The organism is Enterococcus sp. AZ079 (assembly GCF_050547255.1).
GTDB classification, from domain to species: Bacteria; Bacillota; Bacilli; order Lactobacillales; family Enterococcaceae; genus Enterococcus_D; species Enterococcus_D casseliflavus.
Genome location: NZ_CP172955.1, coordinates 1,955,297 through 1,973,583, shown reverse-complemented (window position 1 = coordinate 1,973,583; position 18,287 = coordinate 1,955,297). Strand labels below are relative to the sequence as shown.

General features: G+C 42.3%; 18 protein-coding genes. 13 read left to right on the top strand and 5 right to left on the bottom strand.

Annotation, left to right across the window (positions count from 1 at the left end):
* The first annotated feature begins 3 nt into the window (after positions 1-3).
* Positions 4-312 carry a PspC domain-containing protein gene (locus IGJ15_RS09460; protein WP_010748006.1) on the top strand — a complete coding sequence of 103 codons (309 nt, stop codon included), beginning with the start codon at positions 4-6 and terminating at the stop codon, positions 310-312.
* Positions 312-671, top strand: a complete 360-nt coding sequence (locus IGJ15_RS09455) for a phage holin family protein (RefSeq protein ID WP_005225788.1) — start codon at positions 312-314, stop codon at positions 669-671. The genes IGJ15_RS09460 and IGJ15_RS09455 overlap by 1 nt, the downstream gene beginning before the upstream one ends.
* A 62-nt stretch (positions 672-733) precedes the next feature.
* Here IGJ15_RS09455 and IGJ15_RS09450 read toward each other — a convergent pair whose 3' ends face one another.
* On the bottom strand, positions 734-2,434 hold the full coding sequence (locus IGJ15_RS09450; RefSeq protein WP_231434872.1) for a M3 family oligoendopeptidase: 1,701 nt from the start codon (positions 2,432-2,434) through the stop codon (positions 734-736).
* Between the two features lie 157 nt (positions 2,435-2,591).
* On the opposite strand from IGJ15_RS09450, the gene hprK reads away from it, so the two are divergent.
* The 6 genes from hprK (at position 2,592) to IGJ15_RS09420 (ending at position 7,692) form a co-directional block, all read left to right on the top strand.
* Positions 2,592-3,527, top strand: a complete 936-nt coding sequence (gene hprK / locus IGJ15_RS09445) for an HPr(Ser) kinase/phosphatase (protein ID WP_005225790.1) — start codon at positions 2,592-2,594, stop codon at positions 3,525-3,527.
* A gap of 14 nt (positions 3,528-3,541) precedes the next feature.
* Positions 3,542-4,372 (top strand): prolipoprotein diacylglyceryl transferase, encoded by an 831-nt coding sequence (gene lgt, locus IGJ15_RS09440; protein WP_010748008.1) that lies wholly within the window; start codon positions 3,542-3,544, stop codon positions 4,370-4,372.
* Between the two features lie 75 nt (positions 4,373-4,447).
* A complete protein-coding gene (locus tag IGJ15_RS09435; protein ID WP_005225792.1) occupies positions 4,448-5,476 on the top strand; it encodes an NAD(P)H-dependent glycerol-3-phosphate dehydrogenase in 1,029 nt (342 codons plus the stop codon).
* A 17-nt stretch (positions 5,477-5,493) separates the two neighbouring features.
* Positions 5,494-6,411, top strand: a complete 918-nt coding sequence (gene galU / locus IGJ15_RS09430) for a UTP--glucose-1-phosphate uridylyltransferase GalU (RefSeq protein ID WP_005225793.1) — start codon at positions 5,494-5,496, stop codon at positions 6,409-6,411.
* A gap of 160 nt (positions 6,412-6,571) precedes the next feature.
* Positions 6,572-6,997: a DUF948 domain-containing protein gene (locus IGJ15_RS09425; protein ID WP_005235398.1), complete on the top strand. Its 426-nt coding sequence runs from the start codon at positions 6,572-6,574 to the stop codon at positions 6,995-6,997.
* Between the two features lie 14 nt (positions 6,998-7,011).
* Entirely contained in the window at positions 7,012-7,692 is a 681-nt protein-coding gene (locus IGJ15_RS09420; protein ID WP_005235400.1) for a YtxH domain-containing protein, read from the top strand.
* 81 nt (positions 7,693-7,773) lie between these two features.
* Here IGJ15_RS09420 and IGJ15_RS09415 read toward each other — a convergent pair whose 3' ends face one another.
* Complete coding sequence (locus tag IGJ15_RS09415) at positions 7,774-8,652, bottom strand: NAD-dependent epimerase/dehydratase family protein (RefSeq protein ID WP_010748009.1); 879 nt, start codon at positions 8,650-8,652, stop codon at positions 7,774-7,776.
* A 53-nt stretch (positions 8,653-8,705) separates the two neighbouring features.
* Positions 8,706-9,806: a M24 family metallopeptidase gene (locus IGJ15_RS09410; protein ID WP_010748010.1), complete on the bottom strand. Its 1,101-nt coding sequence runs from the start codon at positions 9,804-9,806 to the stop codon at positions 8,706-8,708.
* Positions 9,807-10,000: 194 nt separating this feature from the next.
* Here IGJ15_RS09410 and ccpA point away from each other — a divergent pair, with 194 nt between their 5' ends.
* Positions 10,001-10,999 carry a catabolite control protein A gene (ccpA, locus tag IGJ15_RS09405; RefSeq protein ID WP_005225798.1) on the top strand — a complete coding sequence of 333 codons (999 nt, stop codon included), beginning with the start codon at positions 10,001-10,003 and terminating at the stop codon, positions 10,997-10,999.
* A 144-nt stretch (positions 11,000-11,143) separates the two neighbouring features.
* Here the strand turns inward: ccpA and IGJ15_RS09400 are convergent, their stop codons facing one another.
* On the bottom strand, positions 11,144-13,588 hold the full coding sequence (locus IGJ15_RS09400; RefSeq protein WP_010748011.1) for a transglycosylase domain-containing protein: 2,445 nt from the start codon (positions 13,586-13,588) through the stop codon (positions 11,144-11,146).
* Positions 13,589-13,850: 262 nt separating this feature from the next.
* Between IGJ15_RS09400 and tyrS the strand changes: the two genes are divergently transcribed.
* The 4 genes from tyrS (at position 13,851) to IGJ15_RS09380 (ending at position 17,508) form a co-directional block, all read left to right on the top strand.
* Positions 13,851-15,113 (top strand): tyrosine--tRNA ligase, encoded by a 1,263-nt coding sequence (gene tyrS / locus IGJ15_RS09395; RefSeq protein WP_010748012.1) that lies wholly within the window; start codon positions 13,851-13,853, stop codon positions 15,111-15,113.
* Between the two features lie 69 nt (positions 15,114-15,182).
* Positions 15,183-16,094, top strand: coding sequence for an AEC family transporter (locus tag IGJ15_RS09390; protein WP_167822875.1), 912 nt, complete (start codon positions 15,183-15,185; stop codon positions 16,092-16,094).
* 88 nt (positions 16,095-16,182) lie between these two features.
* Complete coding sequence (locus tag IGJ15_RS09385) at positions 16,183-17,076, top strand: deoxyribonuclease IV (protein ID WP_010748014.1); 894 nt, start codon at positions 16,183-16,185, stop codon at positions 17,074-17,076.
* 45 nt (positions 17,077-17,121) lie between these two features.
* Positions 17,122-17,508 carry a cytidine deaminase family protein gene (locus IGJ15_RS09380; protein WP_010748015.1) on the top strand — a complete coding sequence of 129 codons (387 nt, stop codon included), beginning with the start codon at positions 17,122-17,124 and terminating at the stop codon, positions 17,506-17,508.
* A 139-nt stretch (positions 17,509-17,647) separates the two neighbouring features.
* Here IGJ15_RS09380 and IGJ15_RS09375 read toward each other — a convergent pair whose 3' ends face one another.
* Positions 17,648-18,265 (bottom strand): FMN-dependent NADH-azoreductase, encoded by a 618-nt coding sequence (locus tag IGJ15_RS09375; protein ID WP_005225804.1) that lies wholly within the window; start codon positions 18,263-18,265, stop codon positions 17,648-17,650.
* Between the last annotated feature and the right edge of the window lie 22 nt (positions 18,266-18,287).

Here is an 18,287-nt window from a genome sequence, read left to right as displayed (position 1 = left end):
TAAATGAACAAAAAATTAACAAAATCAGCCAATAACGTTGTCATTACAGGTACTCTAGGGGGGCTGGCAGAATACTTGCGAATTGATCCAACCATCGTTCGCGTGATCTATGTCTTTCTATCTTTAGTGACTGCTGCGTTTCCTGGAATCACTTTATATATCATCATGGCGGTCTTGATTCCTTCTGGTCGCAAGAGTACCTCAGGATATGGCCACGACAATCACTACTACAAGCAAAACAAATACAATGAAGCAAATCGTCCCCGTAAAGAAGCGGAAAAGGTGGAGGATGAGGACTGGAGTGACTTCTAGTGTCTTATTTTCAACGGCTTATCATGAATACATTGACGTTTGTCACATTGGCGGTTCTATTACCAAATATGATCCATGTTCAAAGCATTATGACTGCAGTGATCGCCAGTTTCGTACTGTCGATCCTGAATGCTTTGATTAAACCAATTCTGATCGTCATTTCATTTCCATTGACTTTACTGACGCTTGGTTTCTTCACTTTTGTGATCAATGCGCTCATGCTGAATTTGACTTCATATTTTGTTGGGTCAGCCAACTTCGGCTTCTCCTCGTTTGGGGCAGCGCTATTAGTGGCACTGATCATGTCAGTGATCAATATGATCGTGACCGAACACCATATCGAAAAATATTCACGTTAAAAAGACGTTTCACGTTTTCTCCCACTAGCTTTCAAGCTAGTGGAGAAACGGAAACGTCTTTTTTAGTTTAACTGTTCTTCTTTGATAGCAGCAAGGTACGTATCTACTGCCTGTAACGTCTCATCAAGCGCCCCTTTTTCAAAAGGTGAACGCAAATGAGCAAGAGACAGGATCTCAAGGAATGTTTTTGTGCCGCCGACTTCGCAGATGGCCAAATAATCTTGCCAAGCGGTTTCGTCTTTTGCCACGATGAATCGATACCAAAATTGGAACGCACACACTTGCGCCAATGTATAATCGATATAATAGAAAGGTGATTCAAAAATATGCCCTTGTCTAAACCAATACAAGCCACGATCAAGGTCAGGATATTCTGAATAATCCCGTTCTGGGCAATATTGGCGCTCTAATTCCCGCCAACGGGTTTTGCGCTGTGCTGGTGACCACTCAGGATGCTCATAAACGTCTTGTTGGAAGTGATCCACTAAAACGCCATAAGGCAAAAATTGCAGGCTACTAGCAAGATGCGCAAATTTGTATTTTTCTGTTTCTTCTTCAAAAAAAGCATCCATCCATGGCCAGGCGATAAACTCCATCGACATTGAATGGATCTCGCAAGACTCATAATTGGGAAAGAGAATTTCCGGTTCTTTGATCCAACGAGAGCGAAAGGCTTGAAACGCGTGGCCAGCTTCGTGGGTCAAAACATCGACATCGCCAGAAGTGCCGTTAAAGTTGGCAAAGATAAATGGCGATTGATAGTCTTGGATAAACGTACAATAGCCGCCAGATTGTTTGCCTTTTTTGCTTAGTAGATCAAGTAGGTCATGCTCGACCATAAAATCAAAAAATTCGCCAGTTTCAGGGGATAGTTCCTGATACATCACACGGGCTTTTTCTACTAGTTCTTCAGGAGTTCCTTTAGGCTCTGCGTTACCACTAGGATAAACAAGCGGCAGGTCGGTAAAGGTTGCCTGAGTTAATTGATTACGCTGCGCCTGTCTTTGGTACAGTTTTTGGGTAATTGGGACGACTTTTTCTAAAATTTCCCGACGATAGGTTTCGATCATTGAACGATCATAGTCCCAACGATTCATTTGGGTATCCGCAAAGGCAACATAATTTTCAAAGCCGAGCTTATGGGCGATCTCGGTACGAACCTTGACCATCTCGTCATAAATTTGATCAAAACGGTCTTCATTTTCCGTGAAGAAAGCCGTTTGTTTTTCAAACGCTTCTTTTCGAACACCTCGATCTTTGTTTTCGGTAAATGGTCGCAGTTGTGCGAGGGTATAGGTTTCTCCTTGGAAGTCGATTTGGGCAGAAGCGACCAATTTGCTGTAATCAGAAGCCAATTGGTTTTCTTTTTGAAATAATTCGATCAAGGCCTCATCAAAAAGCTTCACACGGCTTTCGGCAAATAAAAAAAGTGTTTCTGGATATTCGGCTTTTAATTCATCTAAGACAGGTGAAGCCAGGAGTGCTTGATAGAATTGAAAATCCAGAGCTTCAAAATGAGGTTGGTATTCATTCCAAAAGGTGTCTTCTGCTTCATAAAAGGCATCGTTAGTATCGATCGAATAGCGGATCGAAGCCAAGTTCATTGCGGTATCGATCGTTCCTCTTAGTTCGTTCAAAGCATCAAGGGCTTGCTTCGCCTCCGAGAAGGTATCGGCTGACTGAAGGTTTGCTAATGCTTTTTTGAATGTTTCTTGATAAACTGGAAAATCAGGGCGTTGATACTTGTATGCTGAAAATTTCATTAAAAATCCCTCCTTAGTAAAATAATAACACAAACGAAAAAGAATGAGGACTTCTATTGGCGAAGGTAGTAACTTTACTGATAGAATGATAAAATAGAACCAGAGTGTCGTTTACAAGAAACAGCGGCAAGAATCATTGAGAAAAGAGGGAAAACCTATGGCAGAAACCGTCAAAGTCAGCGAGCTGGCGGAGGCTTTAAATTTAGAGATAGTTGAAGGAACTGAAAACAGTTTAGAAAGAGAAATCATTACCGGCGATATTTCCCGACCTGGTTTGGAATTGACGGGTTATTTTAATTACTATTCCCATGATCGTCTGCAATTATTCGGCAGCAAAGAGATCACCTTTGCGGAACGAATGATGCCAGAAGAACGCTTGATGGTGATGCGCAAAATGTGTGCCGAGGATACCCCAGGGTTTATCGTTTCTCGCGGCTTGGAAGTACCAGCAGAAATGATTCAAGCCTGCAAAGAACATGAGATTACGATTCTACGTTCGCCCATCTCAACGTCACGTCTGCAAGGAGAGCTTTCTAGTTTCCTCGATGGGCGCTTAGCCACAAGAACCAGTGTCCATGGGGTATTAGTGGATGTCTATGGGCTAGGTGTTTTGATTCAAGGCGATAGCGGAATTGGGAAAAGCGAAACAGCCTTAGAGTTAATCAAACGTGGGCATCGGTTGATCGCTGACGATCGGGTGGATGTGTATAAGCAAGATGAATTGACTTTGGTAGGGGAACCGCCGAAAATCTTGCAGCACTTGATCGAGATCCGCGGGATCGGGATCATCGATGTCATGAATCTTTTTGGTGCCAGTGCCGTACGAGGGTATATGCAGGTTCAAGTAGCGGTGTATTTAGAAGCTTGGGCGAAAGACAAAAAGTATGATCGACTAGGAACCGATGATACGACGGTTGAAATTGGTGGCGTCGATGTACCACAAATCAAGATCCCGGTAAAAACTGGTCGAAATGTTGCGATCATTATCGAAGTCGCTGCCATGAATTTCCGAGCGAAAACGATGGGCTACGATGCAACGAAGACCTTTGAAAATCGATTGACGCAATTGATCGAAGAAAATTCTGGAAACTAGAGAGGATAAGATAGATGTTAGGTTTAGTAAATCGAGTCGCATTTGAACTATTTGGTTTGCCGATTTATTGGTATGCGATCATTATCGTATCAGGCGTGATCATTGCTATGTGGTTAAGCACGAGAGAGGCGGTTCGTGTCGGGCTCAAGCCAGATGATGTGACTGATTTTATGTTAATTGGATTGCCAGTAGCGATCATTGGTGCGCGGCTTTATTATATTCTGTTTGACTTGCAATACTACATTGATGACCCAAGTCAAATTTTCAATATTCGCTCTGGTGGGATCGCGATCTACGGCGCACTGATCGCCGGGGGGATCTGGCTATACTTTTTCTGCCAACGAAATTTTATTTCTCCCTGGACCTTCTTAGACATCGCCGCACCAAGTGTCTTATTGGCACAAGGCATCGGGCGTTGGGGCAACTTTATGAACCATGAAGCATTTGGCGCTGAAGTCAGCCGCTCCTTCTTAGAAAGTTTGTATATACCGAAATTTATTATCGATAATATGTATATTGATGAAGCGTATCGGCAGCCGACTTTTCTTTATGAATCGGTTTGGAACGTGATTGGATTTATCGTTTTGATCTTCTTGCGTAAGAAAACTGGGTTATTAAAAGAAGGCGAAGTCTTCTTGAGCTACTTGATTTGGTATGGATTCGGGCGCTTCTTTATTGAAGGAATGCGTACCGATAGTTTATACTTATTTGGTGGAATCCGTGTGTCACAGGCACTTTCCGCTTTATTGTTCTTCGGAGCGATCGCTTTAATGATCTGGCGCAGGAAAAAACAAGCGTTAAAGGATTACAACCGCAGCTTTGGTAAGAACCAAGCGATTATCTAAACAGTTATTTTATCGAAATTATGGTAAAATGATGAAGTGCATGAATTTGCGAAAAGGATAGAGGAGGTTTCCATAGTGAAACAGAAAATCGCCGTCTTAGGTCCCGGATCATGGGGGACTGCTTTGGCACAAGTCTTGTCTGAAAATGGACATGAAGTGACTATTTGGGGGAACAATCCCGCCCAAATCGATGAAATCAATACGTATCATACGAATCGGCATTATTTGCCAGATCTGAAGCTTCCTGAAAATATTCTAGGTTGTAAAGATTTAGAAGAGGCGATCCAAGGGGCAGATGCCGTCTTGTTTGTCGTACCAACCAAAGCGATTCGTGCCGTGGCACAAGAATTCACTAAGAAAACAACTGGCAAGCCAGTCATTATCCATGCCTCAAAAGGGTTAGAACAAGGCAGTCATAAACGAATCTCAGAAGTACTTGCCGAAGAGATCCCAGCTGATAAACGGCAAGAAATCGTTGTTTTGTCAGGACCATCTCATGCTGAAGAAGTCGCTGTCCATGATATCACGACGATCACGGCAGCTTCAGAAAATGAAGCGGCTGCTAAGTATGTACAAGAGCTATTTATGAATGATTACTTTAGAATCTACACGAATAACGATGTGATCGGTGTCGAAACTGGCGCCGCTTTGAAGAACATCATCGCCATTGGTGCCGGTGCTATCGCAGGACTGGGCTTTGGGGATGATGCGAAGGCTGCGATCATGACCCGTGGGTTAGCGGAAATCAGTCGTCTTGGTGTGGCAATGGGTGCCAATCCTTTAACCTTTATCGGATTGAGTGGGGTTGGCGATTTGATCGTCACTTGTACCAGTGTCCATTCGCGGAATTGGCGTGCAGGAAACCTATTAGGAAAAGGCCATAGCTTAGATGAAGTATTAGACAATATGGGGATGATCGTTGAAGGAGTTTCAACCACAAAAGCTGCCCGCGAATTAGCAGAAGCTTTGTCGGTGGAAATGCCAATCACAGAAACGATTTATTCGGTCTTGTATGAAGGCAAAGACATCAAGCAAGCAGCTAAAGATATTATGCTGCGAGACGGCAAAGAAGAAAACGAATTTTCGGTAGATCAATCATTATGATTAAAGGAGCGAGTCACATGAATGTTAAAAAAGCAGTTATCCCAGCAGCTGGTCTAGGTACCCGATTTTTACCAGCTACAAAGGCAATGGCAAAAGAAATGTTGCCGATCGTTGACAAACCAACGATCCAGTTTATCGTGGAAGAAGCATTACAATCAGGGATCGAAGATATTTTGATCGTCACAGGGAAAGCAAAGCGTCCAATCGAAGACCATTTCGATGCCAATTTAGAATTAGAGATGAATCTAAAAGAAAAAGGCAAGACGGAGCTTTTGAAATTAGTGGAAGAAACAACTGACGTAAATCTTCACTTCATTCGCCAATCTCATCCAAAAGGATTAGGTCATGCCGTATTACAGGCTCGGGCATTTGTCGGAAATGAACCGTTTGTAGTTATGCTTGGTGATGACTTGATGGAAGATCAAGTACCGTTGACGAAACAGTTGATCGATAATTATGAAAAAACGCATGCATCAACGATCGCTGTCATGGATGTTCCTCATGAAGATACATCAAAATACGGGATCATTGATCCTGGTATGGAAGTTGAAAAAGGCTTGTTCAATGTCAAAAACTTTGTTGAAAAACCAGCGCCAGAAAATGCGCCAAGTGATTTAGCAATTATTGGCCGCTACTTGCTGACCCCTGAAATTTTTGATATTTTAGCCAATCAAGAACCAGGTGCTGGTGGCGAGATCCAATTGACGGATGCCATCGACACATTAAATAAAACCCAACGCGTGTTTGCTCATCAATTTACCGGCAAGCGTTACGATGTTGGAGACAAATTCGGTTTCTTAAAAACAAGTATCGAGTATGGTCTAGTGCACCCTGAAGTCAAAGACAGCTTGAAAGAGTATTTGATCGAGTTAGGAAAAGAACTAGCTCCGGCTCAAAAAGAAGTCAAAGAAGCACCGAAAGCGTCAAAAAAATAACAAAAACTCCTAAACAAGGCGATTTCTGATGAAATTGCTTTGTTTTTTTATTATTTCTCGTTGAAAGCGGATAATTTTCTTAAAAATGCAGTCTTTTATTTGTAGAAAGTGCAGTGAAATGCTATTCTTAATATAAGTAAATGGGGAAAGGAGCCATTCTATGTCAGGAGGAGAACTAGCTGCATTGATTGCTGCGATTGCATTTGTCGTATTGGTCATTTTCGTCGTTCGTTTGTTGATGCAAGTCAGCAAGACAATGACCAAAGTAGACAAAACGGTCGAAGAAGCAAACACAACCATCCGTGTCATTACCAAAGACGTTGATATTCTCTCAAAAGAGGTTGAAGGTCTATTGGTAAAAACGAATGAGCTTTTACAAGATGTGAACGGAAAAGTCGCAACCATCGATCCTTTGTTCACAGCAGTTGCAGATCTAAGTACCAGTGTTTCAGAACTAAATGTTTCTGGAAAAAATTTAATTACGCGCGTGGGTAGTCTTGGCCGGACCACTGCCAAAGCAACGGTAGCTGGAAAAGTCGGTCAAACAGCCATGAAATTTTTCAAAGACAAAAATAACCAAAAATAAAAGGAGGACTTTCAATGAGTAAAAAAGGCGGATTTTTATTAGGAGCAATCATCGGAGGAACAGCAGCAGCAGCAGCAGCACTTTTGTTGGCGCCAGAATCTGGTAAAACATTAAGAAATAAATTAGCAAAACAAGCAGACGATTTATTAGATAAAGCATCTGATTATGGTGATTTAGCCAAAGAAAGAAGTACGGATCTTGTCGATATTGCTAAAGATAAAGCGGCAAAACTAAGCGAGCAAGCATCTGACTTTACCGGTTCTTTAACAGCGAAAGTCGATGACTTAAAAGAAACAGCAGCTGGTTCATCCGAAGAAACCGTTGAAGAGTTAAAGAAACAAGCAGGTGATCTATCAGAACGCTTCAAAAAATCAGCGAGCGATGTGAAAGAAACAGCGAAAGATGCCAAAGAAGATGCAGATGATACAGTCCAAGATATCATTATTGATGCAAAATCTTCTGCAGCGGATATGAAACAAACCGTCAAAGAAGGGGCACAAGAAGCAAAACCTGTAGTTGAAGAAGCCAAAAAAGACGGTCAAGCAGCCGCAGCTGATTTGAAAAAAGAAGCTGGAAAAGCAGCGGATGATGCCAAAAAAACAGCGAAAGCAGAAACAAAAGAAGCTAAAGCTGACTTGGAAGATGCCAAAGAAGAATTAAAAGACACATTAGAAAAAAACAACCCAGAAGCATAAGTAAGGATAAAACTTGATTGCTTTAAAAGATAAAAACGTTCGCCAATTAAATCGGCGAACGTTTTTTTGTGATTTCAGTAGTTATTCGTTTGATGCTTGGGCGATTTCCCAATCGCAAAGTTGGTAGATCCAATCCTGCAGGTGACTGAATGAAAAACCAATTTCCTCAGCGAGCTCCACATTGATCGAATAAGCAGGTGTACCATTGTAAGAGCCTTGATCGCCTGTTTCTGAAAAGAGCGGGGAAAGACCGGTTTTTTTCGATACGTATTGCAGCACTTCTTCTAAAGAAATCGTACCTTTTGACGCACCATTGATGGGTCCTGTGAATGAGCTAGTACCTAGAAACGCTAAAAATTCACCAGCCTCTTGGGCATCCACAAAGCCCATTTGATGCGTTAGATTATCGACAGCCATTGGCTTTTGCTTTATCAGATGGTCAATGTAAAAGGTAAAACGTTTTGTGTAATCATCTGCACCGATCACATAAGGAAAGCGGACAAAAACGGATGGGATCTGACTGTATTTTTGGGTCAGGATCTCTTCCACGGTTCGCTTGCCTTGTGCATAATCGACCTCCTCAGAGCTGACCAGTCTGAAGGGTTCTTTAGCAGGGTCAAAATCCGCTTCACTCAAATCGAAGTGTAATTCATGATACGCAGACATTGAGCTAGTAACGATGTAGCGCTTCGGTGTGACATGACGCAGTAGAATCTCAATGTCGTTGGAAGTATAAGCAATATTGTCGTAAATGACATCATAGGTTTCTTTTGTTAATGCCGTTTTGATACTTTCTTCCTCCATACGATCGAAGATGATTCTGTTGACTTGATCGCCAAAGGAATCTTTCGTGTTCCCTCGGGTAGCGATCGTCACGTCCAATCCTTGATCAATTAGTGATTGGACCAAATATTTACCGAAAAAACGCGTGCCGCCTAAAACCAACACTTTTTTACTCATAAGAACACTCCTTTTCATGTAATTCCAACATGTTGTGCCGTTTTATTAGAAAATCAAGATAAAACCAACAATTCTTTTGCTGTTTTGGTAAAAGGTACACAGCCATCTGCTGTGACATACACACAGTCTTCAATGCGGACACCGACCTGATCTGGTAAATAAATGCCCGGTTCGATAGAGAAGCACATGCCTTCTTCAATCACTAAATCATTGCCAGTGATCAAAGAGGGGAACTCATGAACCGTGGTCCCGATGCCGTGACCTAGACGATGGTTAAAGTAGTCGCCGTAGCCGTAGCCAGTAATCACATCACGAGCAATCTTGTCTAATTCTCCAGCGGTAATCCCAGGTTTGACCGCTGCTTGCGCTGCTAGTTCAGCTTCAAGAACGATGTCATAAATTTTTCTTTGTAAGGCAGTCGGTTCTTTATAGGCAACCGTTCTGGTTGCATCACTGCAGTATTCTTTCCAAACGACCCCTAGGTCAAACAAGACGAGTTCATTGGCAGTCACTTTGCGGTCACCAGGTACGCCATGAGGACTTGCTGCATTGGCACCAGCTAATACGGTCGTATCGAAGGACATATGGGAAACCCCACGTTTTTTCAACTCGTACTCAATTTCTGCCACGATTGCCATTTCGCTGACGCCTTCTTTGATGGCAGCAAACCCAATCTCAAAAGCAACATCTGCCCAGTTGCCAGCTTCTAGCAAGGTGTCGATCTCAGCAGCCGTTTTAGTTAACTGCATTTTTTGAATGACCGGAGTCACATCTAAAGAAAAATCGGTCTGTGGCAAAAACCGTTTCAATGCTTCATAGCGCTCGACGGAAAGGTCATTTTTTTCTAGTGCCAAGGAAGAAACTTGGTAACGAGAGGTCAATTCCTGACAGATTTTCGCCCAAGGGTCTTCGCTATCGAGATAACCGATAATGTCAAAAGGCCAGCCGCTATTTTTTGCTTCTTCTACTTCCAGATCTGGTGTGAAAAGAAAGGGATCTTTTCCAGGTGCGACAAACAAAGCAAGGACCCGTTCATGAGGTTCACTTTTAAAACCTGAAAAATAAGCGATCGTTGCTGGATTAGAAATATAGGCAACATCTGCGCCATTGGTTTTCAACCAGCCATTTAACTCATTGATTTTTTTATCATTCATTTGAAAAAACCTTCTTTCAAGTATTCTTTTTCTATTTTATCATGCTTTCGAAGAGAATAGGGGCGGGGAAAGTAGGAAATTGCTAAGTTTTCATGAAAACAAAATTAAAACGGTTGCAAATACGGAAAAAATTTGCTATCCTAACAAAGAAATGTAAATAAGATTTTCTGAAAATAGAATAAGGGAGATATATCATGGAAAAACAAACAATTACGATTTATGATGTTGCACGGGAAGCGAATGTATCGATGGCAACTGTTTCACGGGTAGTCAACGGAAATCCAAATGTAAAACCAGCAACTCGTAAGAAAGTGCTGGAAGTGATCGACCGCTTGGATTATCGTCCAAACGCAGTTGCTCGAGGGTTAGCAAGTAAAAAGACCACGACTGTTGGTGTCATCATTCCTGATGTCAGCAATATGTTCTTCTCATCACTTGCTCGTGGGATCGATGATGTAGCGACCATGTATAAATACAATATCATCTTAGCCAACTCTGATGGCGATACTATGAAAGAAGTCAACGTTTTGAACAACTTGTTAGCAAAACAAGTGGACGGCGTTATCTTCATGGGTCATCGCATCACGGATGAAATTCGCGGGGAATTCTCTCGCTCAAAAACACCAGTCGTTTTAGCTGGTTCGATCGATCCTGATGAACAAGTAGGAAGTGTCAATATCGATTACACAGCAGCTGCCAAAGATGCTGTTTCATTATTGGCGAAAAACAATCAAAAAATCGCTTTTGTCAGCGGTGCTTTGATCGATCCAATCAATGGCCAAAACCGCTTGAAAGGCTATAAAGAAGCCTTGAAAGAAAACAACCTTGAATATTCTGAAGGGTTGATCTTTGAATCACCATACAGCTTTAAAGAAGGCTTAGCCTTAGTTGATCGCATCATCAACAGTGGTGCGACAGCAGCTTATGTCACAGACGATGAGTTAGCCATCGGCGTCTTAGATGGTTTGTTAGACAAAGGTGTTAAAGTTCCTGAAGATTTCGAGATCATCACCAGCAACAATTCATTATTGGCTGAAGCCGCTCGTCCACGCTTATCAAGTGTGACGCAACCATTGTATGATATGGGTGCCGTTGCGATGCGTCTATTGACAAAAATGATGAACAAAGAAGATGTAGAACAAAAAACGATCGTCTTGCCTTACGGTATTTCAGAAAAAAGTTCTACGAAATAAGCAGCGATTTGATCAAACGATCAGTGGAACAACGCCTTGTTGTTCCACTTTTTGCTTCAACGATCGTTCGTGTGAGGAGAAAATCTATGGATTTTCTCCTCACACTTTTTTTTTGCATAAAAAAACTGATCAGCACAAGGCTGATCAGTCATCATTATTGTTGGTATTTTGTTGATTATTGTCTTGCTGTTCCTCATCGTCATCTTCATCATTTGCCGTAGGTGTAACATTGTTGGATCCGTTATTCGATGATGTATTCGACGAACGATTGGTTGAACGGCTAGAAGATGCTTTTTTCCAATAGTCAGCATAGTTTGTATCTGAACCACCGAGTCCAAATTTGAAATCGACCGTATCTGGTCCGCCAGTGGCCCAATACGAAGTAACGGTACTGCTTGGATTCGTATAGGTTCGATTATCGACTCGCACGGTTCCTCCTGGTTGGGTACCAGTAAACTTGGAAACTTGAGCTTTTTTGACATCACTAGAAAGTTCAAACTTCTGATTCACACCAAAGACTTCTTGGTTTGTTTGATAAATACGATTGATCAAGTAAGCCATATAGTTAGCTGTCCGAGTTCCTGCAGCGCTATCGGTCCCTTTATTGTCATCTCGACCTGACCAGCTGCTGATGGTGATCGATGGGGTGGAGACGACTAGCCAAGAGTCCGACCAGTTGTTGGTGGAACCAGTTTTTCCGACCCAATCGGCATTTCCGAGGTTCCAATCCAATCCGCTGATAACCGATTTAAAGGAACTGGTTTTTTGCTCATCGATGACACTACGCATCATGTCGGTCATGATGGAAGCCGTCGCTTCTGAAAAGACTTGGACAGGTTTGGCTTCATGCTGGTAAAGCACTTCGCCTTCATTGTCTTTGATTGATTCGATGATATAGCCTTGCTGATAAACACCATTATTGGCAAATGTTTGGAAGCCATTCGTTTGATTCAAGACTGTGACATCTGTAACCCCTAATGGCGCTGATTCATACGCCCAGCTATTGTCTTCGGGATAGCCCATTTTGCTTAAATAATTTGTGTAGGCATAAAAATGATCGCCTTCTTTTTCCCAAAGATCTTGGAAAATATTTGTCGCTGCGATATTACTGGAAACCTCCAATGATTCACGAATCGACATAAAAGTATTGGTTCCACGGTTTGTGGCATTGACGATCGGCTCACCGGCGTTTTCTCCTGTTCGCCATTTTGCAGCATAATCAGAAACCATTGATTCAGAGCCCATCAAGCCACTTTCGATTGCCGGTCCGTAAACCAGCATGGGTTTGATACTTGAACCAGCTTGGCGTTTGGCATCAAAGGCATGGTTGAATTGATTGTCAGCATAGTTACGACCGCCAATAAAGCCTAGTACTTTCCCAGTGGCGTTGTCCATCATGACATTGCCGACTTCGATGGTGGAGTCACCCCAGTTGTCTAGCATATAGCCGTATTTGTCGACGGCATCTTGCATCGCATTATAAATATCTTTATCGATCGTTGATGTGACGGTATAGCCACCATTAACAAGTTTTTGCTGCGCCAATTCGAAGTATTTTTGATAGGTTTCCTCTTTGGCGTATTCTTCGTCACTGACATCATCTTCATCTGCCAGCTGTTTGGCAATAATGTCTTTTGCTTCATTTAACACAGTGTAATAAAGGAAGCTTTGATCCGTTTGTTCAATGGCTTCTTGTTTTTTGAAGTCTTGCTTCAAGTCATAATTAAGCGCCTCTTCGTATTCCTCTTTCGTAATATCGTGGTTACGATACATACTGAAGAGCACGAAGTCTTTCCGTTCTAAGCCAGCGGTCAAGTTTTCCTTGATCTCACCCGTATTTGTATAAGGGCTGTAGACGATCGGGCTTTGTGGCAGACCCGCAATAAAGGCTGCTTGTGGTAAAGATAGGTCAGCTGCGTTGACGCCAAAAATTCCTTGCGCCGCTTCTTGCACACCTGCGATATTTTGCCCTTTATTGTTCCGACCGAAAGGGGAGATGTTTAGATACATGGTGACGATCTCATCTTTATCGAAAAATTTCTCCACTTCCATGGCTAATAAAATCTCATTGGCTTTGCGTTTGAAGGTCGTTTCACTGGAAAGGATTTGTTGTTTTACCAGCTGCTGGGTCAAAGTGGAACCCCCGCTGCCGCCAAAGCCTGTCGCTTCTGATAATAATGCCCGCACGACTGCTTTTGGTACGACCCCATTATGAATATTAAAATATTCGTCCTCTGTTGCGATGATCGCTTTTTTCAAATAATCTGAAATTTGATCGGAATTAACCGATGTTCGCATTAGATCCGAGCGAATCGTTGCGATTTTGCTGCCATCAGCGTATGCGAGTTGAGAAGTCTCTGTGATGTCGGTCAATTCTTTTTGTAACTCATCTTTAGAAGGAGCTGCGGTATCTTCCACAAGAAAAGCAAAGTAGCCGGCACCGATCCCTAAGGCTAAAGAACCGCCTAGCACCAGCAAAGAAATAGCAACTAAGAACAAGGCATGTAAAACCCTAAGACTGATGTTGAAATAGAACCAGCCTCTATTTTTGTTTTCTGTATTCTTTTGATTTTTCGTTTTCTGGGACAAAAAGAGTCACCTCAATAAATTAGAATAGATTCCGTGTAATTATAGCAAAAAACAAGGCGCTTGGGTAGCACCCTATCTGTTATCGAAAGAAGTGTGGGAGAAAATGCCAGTTGGTGTTTGTATTGAACCAGCGATAATAAAGGAAAATGAACGGATTTGCCTAAAAGTTTCTTTTTTGGTAAAGGACTTTGAGAGAAAGACTTTTCATTGACCTCTTTTTCAGTTAAGATGAACAATGAAGCAATTATTAGGAGGAGAAAGAATGAGTACAGACTTTTTTGAAGAGCTAAAGCAACGCGGATTAGTTCATCAGACCACAGACGAAGCAGCCTTGACCAAACAATTAAATGAAGAGTCTGTGAAACTATATATCGGCTTTGATCCTACCGCAGATAGCCTGCATATTGGTCATTTATTGCCTATTTTAATGTTGCGCCGTTTCCAACAAAACGGACATGTGCCGATCGCATTAGTAGGCGGCGGTACCGGAATGATCGGTGACCCATCCTTTAAAGATCAAGAACGTCAATTAAACACACTAGATACCGTTTTAGAATGGTCCCAAAGTATCAAGAGCCAATTATCTCGCTTTATTGATTTTGATGACCAAGAAAATCCTGCCATCATTGCCAATAACTATGAATGGTTAGGGGAATTGAAACTGATTGATTTCTTGCGTGACACGGGGAAAAACTTTACCATCAACTACATGATGAGCAAAGAAAGTGTCAAACGTCGGATCGAAACAGGAATTTCCTACACGGAATTTGCATACCAGCTTTTACAAGCCTATGACTTTTTGAACCTTTACGACAACCACGGTTGCTTATTACAATTGGGCGGTAGCGATCAATGGGGCAATATCACCTCTGGGATCGAATTATTACGTCGTGAGCGTGAAGTTCAAGGGTTCGGTTTGACTATGCCATTGATCACAAAAGCAGATGGAACGAAATTTGGGAAAACAGAAGGCAATGCGGTTTGGCTAGATGCCAAGAAAACAACGCCTTACGAGTTCTACCAATTCTGGATCAATACGGATGATCGTGATGCAGTCAAATTCTTGAAATATTTCACCTTCTTATCATTAGAAGAGATCGCTGCGATCGAAGCAGAATTTAACGCTGCACCAGAATCTCGAGCAGCACAAAAAGCTTTGGCAAAAGAAGTCACTACTTTGGTTCATGGGGCAGAGGCTTATGAACAAGCCGTACGCATCTCAGCAAGTTTATTCAGCGGCAATATCAAAGAATTGAACGCTGAAGAGATCGAACAAGGCTTTAAAGGGGTTCCTAGTCATCAGGTAACAGCGGATGATTCTTTGAACATCGTTGAAGTGTTGACGACTGCTAAAATCGAACCATCAAAACGTCAAGCAAGAGAAGATGTACAAAATGGTGCCATCTACATCAATGGGGAACGCGTCCAAGACCTAACGTACGAGCTCCAAGCAAGTGATCGGATCGGTGGAAAATACGTCGTGATTCGTCGTGGCAAGAAAAAATATTTCTTATTAACATTTTAATCGCAAAAAGCGAACCGCCTTGTTGGTTCGCTTTTTTCAAATTTTTGTAGAGGAAGGGTTTTTGTTGGAATGGGAAATATAGTGTTGAATGCCGCCGGTTTATTTGCCATGATCTTCTTAGGGTATTTTCTTAAGCGGCTAAATGTCCTTTCAAAAGCGGATGGCTCGATCTTATCCAAAATTATTTTGAATGTGACGTTACCGGCAGCAATCATTTTGAATTTAGCTTCAATGCAAGTACAAGTCAGTGCGCTTAGTTTGATTGTGATCGCGTTGATCATTACGATCGTCCAGATCCTCTTCGCATTTTTCTTGACCAAAAAAGAATCGAACACGCTGCAGCAGTTTGCGATGTACTGCGGTTCAGGCTTTAATATCGGCAATTTTGCGATTCCTTTTGCCCAAAGCTTTTATCCTTTAGGGATTCCGCTGATTTCGCTGTTTGATATGGGGAACAGTATCATGTTGGCAGGGGGAACGACGATTTTCATCGAATTCTTGATTGGAAAGCGGACGACGTTTGAACCAGGGAAAATCTTTTTGAATCTCCTGCGTTCGCCAACGTTTACTATTTATCTAGTGATGCTGATTATCCGCAGTGCGGATTGGAGGATTCCCGAAGCGGCATTGGCGCTTGTCCAACCAATCGGGATCGCAAATACGTTTTTGTCCATGTTTATGATTGGCTTATTTTTGGATTTCCGCTTACCGAAGCACACCACCCAAACAGTGATCAAAATTTTAAGCTTGCGGTACGGACTGGCATTCGTGCTGTTCGCAGCTTTCTATGTTTTACCAATCCCAGTTTTATTAAAGCCAGTTCTTTGTTTGTTAATGTTTGCTCCAATTCCTTTATTCGGTGTCATTAATTCCGTGATTGCTGGAATGGAGGAAGAAGCGGTGGGGTTCGTTTCTTCCATTAGCTTTTTGATAAGTATGCCGCTAATGACGGGTGTTCTGATGTTATTTGGACTCGCTTGATAAAAAAATACGGCAATGAGCAAAATAATCGCTTTACAAGGCGCTTTTATCGATAATAGAGAAGACTAGATTTAGGAGGAAAAGAAAAATGTTGATTGGTTCACACGTTTCAATGAGCGGCAAAAAAATGCTTTTAGGAGCAGCAGAAGAGGCAGCTAGCTATCAAGCTACTACGTTTATGATCTATACCGGAGCTCCGCAAAACACGCGGCGCAAACCGATCGAAGAGATGCAGATCGCAGCTGGACAAGATTTTATGACGGAAAAAGGAATTTCGAATATCGTCGTCCATGCCCCGTACATCATTAATTTAGGCAATACCATCAAACCAGAAAACTTTGGCTTTGCTGTTTCGTTCTTACAAGAAGAAATCCAACGAGCCCAAGCTTTAGGTGCAACTCAAATCACATTGCACCCCGGTGCCCATGTCGGTGCAGGACCAGAAGCTGGGATCAAGCAGATCATTAAAGGCTTAAACGAGGTCCTTGAAAAAAATCAAACTGCTCAGATCGCATTAGAAACAATGGCAGGTAAAGGCACCGAGATTGGTCGCAGCTTTGAAGAATTGGCAGCAATTATCGATGGTGTCACCTTAAATGAAAAATTATCCGTTACACTAGATACTTGTCACACGAACGATGCTGGCTACAATGTCAAAGAAGACTTTGACGGCGTGTTAAACGAGTTTGACAAAATCATCGGGTTGGATCGCTTGAAGGTCATCCATGTCAATGATTCAAAAAATCCACAGGGCAGCCACAAAGACCGACATGCGAACATTGGTTTTGGCACGATCGGCTTTGAAGCCTTGAATAAGATCGTTCATCATGAGCAATTATCAGCGTTACCGAAAATTTTGGAAACACCCTATGTCGGCGAAGACAAAAAGAATAAAAAAGCCCCTTATGGCTATGAAATCGAGATGCTGCGGGAAAAGACATTTGATCCTGAGCTATTGACGAAAATCATGGCGGGTGCTTAAACGGTTCATTTAACCATGAGCCAGCTTATTATTGGAGGAAGAAAAATGGACTTTCAGTTGCTGATCGATGCCGCGAAACAAAAACTGGGATTCAGACAGCTCTCTCAATTTGCAGAAGCAGGGAGTGTCGCGGCAGCTCTGGCTACTGCAGATGGACAGATTTATACAGGGATCTGTATCGATACCAGCTGTTCTATGGGTTTTTGCGCCGAACAGGCTGCGGCTGCGCAAATGATCACCGATGGTCAGCAGCGGGTGTTACAGATGGTTGCAATCAATACGGCAGGTGAGCCGATCCCACCTTGTGGTCGTTGCCGTGAATTTATCAGCCAGCTGGATCCTGCCAACCATAACACGCAGGTCATGATCGCAGCAGGAAAAATCATGACGCTAGAAGAGCTGTTGCCTTTTGATTGGAAAGCATCAAAATAAAAGAGATTTAGCCCCTTAGACCGCTGTGTTCTATGGGGCCTCTTTGTTTTATCGATCCCATAGACGAGCTACGCTTTTGGATAAAAAAACTCCTCAACAAGCAATAGCGCTTTGTTGAGGAGTTGATCGATAGCAATGATTAGAATTTTTTCGCAGCAGCTGCTACGCGTTCTAAACCTTCAGCAATGATTTCTGCTGTTTTAGAAGGATCTGCATTGTGGCCTTCAATGATTACTTCTTCTGTGATGTTCATGCCGAACATACCACCGAAAACTTTTTCCATAAAGGTTACAGCGTTTTCCATTGCGCTCATTTCGCCTGAGTAAACACCACCACGGGCATTCAATAGAACGATTTCTTTGTCTTTCAATAATTGGTTCATTGAACCATCTTCGTTATAAGAGAAAGTAAAGCCAGCTTGGAAGATGTAGTCGATGAATGTGTGCAAGGCAGCAGGAATCGTTAAGTTCCACATTGGGAAAGCGAAAACGATGGTATCCGCTGCTGCGAATTTGTTCATCACGTCTTGACGGACAGTCATCAATTCTTGTTCTTCTTGGTTTAATTCTTGTTCTTGTGAAAGTTTGCCAAATGCTTCAAATAACGTTTGACCGATATAAGGCATTGGTTGTGCGTACACATCAAAGGTTACAACGTCCACATTGTTGGTATCAAGATTTTCAACGAACGTATCAAACATTTTTGCAGATACTCCATCAGGACGGTTATTGGCTTTAACAACTAAAATATTTTTCATTTTTTTCCACCTTTACTTTAAG